The organism is Thiolapillus sp. (genome assembly GCF_048562965.1).
GTDB classification, from domain to species: domain Bacteria; phylum Pseudomonadota; class Gammaproteobacteria; order Chromatiales; family Chromatiaceae; genus Thiolapillus; species Thiolapillus brandeum_A.
In genome coordinates this window covers 1-2,030 of sequence record NZ_JBHNMF010000559.1, presented here as the reverse complement: position 1 = coordinate 2,030, position 2,030 = coordinate 1, and the positions used below count along the sequence as shown (strand labels likewise).

The 2,030-nt window shown below is 60.0% G+C and carries 2 protein-coding genes; both read left to right on the top strand.

Translation table 11 applies throughout. The annotated features are described in order from the left end of the window. The first annotated feature begins 199 nt into the window (after positions 1–199). Positions 200–1,066: a YicC/YloC family endoribonuclease gene (locus tag ACOCD2_RS17665; RefSeq protein ID WP_293653041.1), complete on the top strand. Its 867-nt coding sequence runs from the start codon at positions 200–202 to the stop codon at positions 1,064–1,066. After that, entirely contained in the window at positions 1,059–1,673 is a 615-nt protein-coding gene (gene gmk, locus ACOCD2_RS17660) for a guanylate kinase (RefSeq protein WP_293650201.1), read from the top strand. The genes ACOCD2_RS17665 and gmk overlap by 8 nt, the downstream gene beginning before the upstream one ends. Positions 1,674–2,030: the final 357 nt, after the last annotated feature.

Below are 2,030 nucleotides of genomic sequence, written 5' to 3'. Positions count from 1 at the left end.
GCAGCTTTGGATGAGAATTTTGCCAGGGTTTGCCCCAAACCCGGCAATCCCCCCGGAAATTCTCTGGTCACTGTGCTGCTGCGCATGGTGGCTTGAATAATTTCTGGGAAACTTCAGTTAAAAAAGGGCATCCCAAGATAAACCAAAGTATCATAAAGAGTATGAAATTTGTGCAGTAATTTGGTGGAGCAGGGAACAGATGATACGAAGTATGACGTCCTTCGCAAGAGGTGGCCGGACAGAGGATGGGATCGAGCTGGTGTGGGAGCTGCGCTCGGTAAATCACCGCTATCTCGAGATACAGCCCCGTCTGCCGGAAGACTTCCGGCAGCTCGATGCAGCGGTGCGTGAAGCCGTCGCCCGGCGTCTGGGCCGCGGCAAGGTGGAATGTGGCCTGCGCTACAGGGCCGATGGCGCCAATATTGCCGCTATCTCACTAAACGAACCTATGCTGGATCAGCTGCTCGGCGCCATGGAAGCCATCCGCAACCGGGAATCCCTGCTCAGGGAGCCGGATATCATGGCCGTACTGGCGTGGCCGGGCGTGACCGTGGCCAGGGCCGCGGACCTGACGCCGGTGCAGGCGCAGGCCATGGCCCTGCTGGAAACAGTGCTGGATGACCTGGTCGCCACCCGCGAGCGGGAAGGAGCGCGTCTCGCCGCCCTTATCGAAAGCCGTTGCGAGCTGCTGCAGGCGCAGGTGGACAAGGCCCGCCAGCGTATGCCCGTGGTCATCGAGGCGGTGCGCGAACGTCTGCGCAACCGCCTGGCCGAGGTGGCTGAGAACCTGGACGAGCAGCGTCTGGAGCAGGAGATGGCCCTGCTCGCCCAGCGCCTGGACGTGGACGAGGAAATGGACCGCCTGTCCACCCACCTGCAGGAAGTGCGGGACGTGCTGAAGCGGGACGAACCTGTCGGCAGGCGGCTGGATTTCCTCATGCAGGAGCTGAACCGCGAGGCCAATACCCTGGGTTCCAAGTCTGCCGACAGCGAGTCCACGGCCATTTCCGTGGAAATGAAGGTACTCATCGAACAAATGCGAGAACAGGTACAGAACATTGAATAACGGCAATCTCTTTATCGTGTCGGCCCCGTCGGGCGCAGGCAAGACCAGCCTGCTCAGGGAACTTCTGAAGGCAAACCCCGGGCTGGTGCTTTCCGTGTCCCACACTACCCGGCCGCCCAGGCAGGGAGAAGAGGACGGGGTACACTACCATTTCGTGAGCGTGGACGAGTTCATGCGCCTGGCCGGTGAGGGCGCCTTCCTGGAGCAGGCACAGGTATTCGACAACTATTACGGCACCAGCCAGGCGGGCGTGCAGTCCCAGCTGGAACAGGGTCTGGACGTGGTGCTGGAGATCGACTGGCAGGGCGCCAGGCAGGTGCGCAAGGCCTTTCCGGATGCGATCTCCATCTTTATCATCCCGCCTTCCATCGCGGCGCTGCGCGAGCGACTGAGTGGCCGGGGGCAGGATGACGACGCCATCATCGAACGGCGTATGCGTGATGCAAAGAAGGAGTTGTCCCACTACGCGGAATACGATTACCTGGTGGTGAACGACCGCTTCGAAGATGCGCTGGACGACCTCGCCTGCATCGTGCGCAGTGAAAGCCTGCGCCTGGAAAGGAATGCCTCGCGGCACGCTGTCGCCCTGCAGGAAATGCTGGACTGACTTCCATGTCGCGAGTTTGCGCCACCCCGGATCACGGAAAGTGTCCGTCGGTTGGGCTTCAGCCCGACATTTCTCCGTTGTGGCAGCTGTTGTCGGGCTGAAGCCCGACCTACAGCCATGATTCTAAGAAAGACTCTGCATAGTCCCCTCCTCCTCGGAGGGTGTCGTAAAAGCCTGTTCCCATGCACCTATGAAGCCCCCATTCCTTCGAGAAACCGAGGGATGGGTGCAAGGTGGATTTGTAACTACTCACCCCTATCAGCATAGAGCTGTCCCGAAAAGGCCATTTGAATGGCGACCAGCGGATTGTATCCCTGATTTGCCATGGTCTGCAGGTAACTGGAGATGCGGCAATAG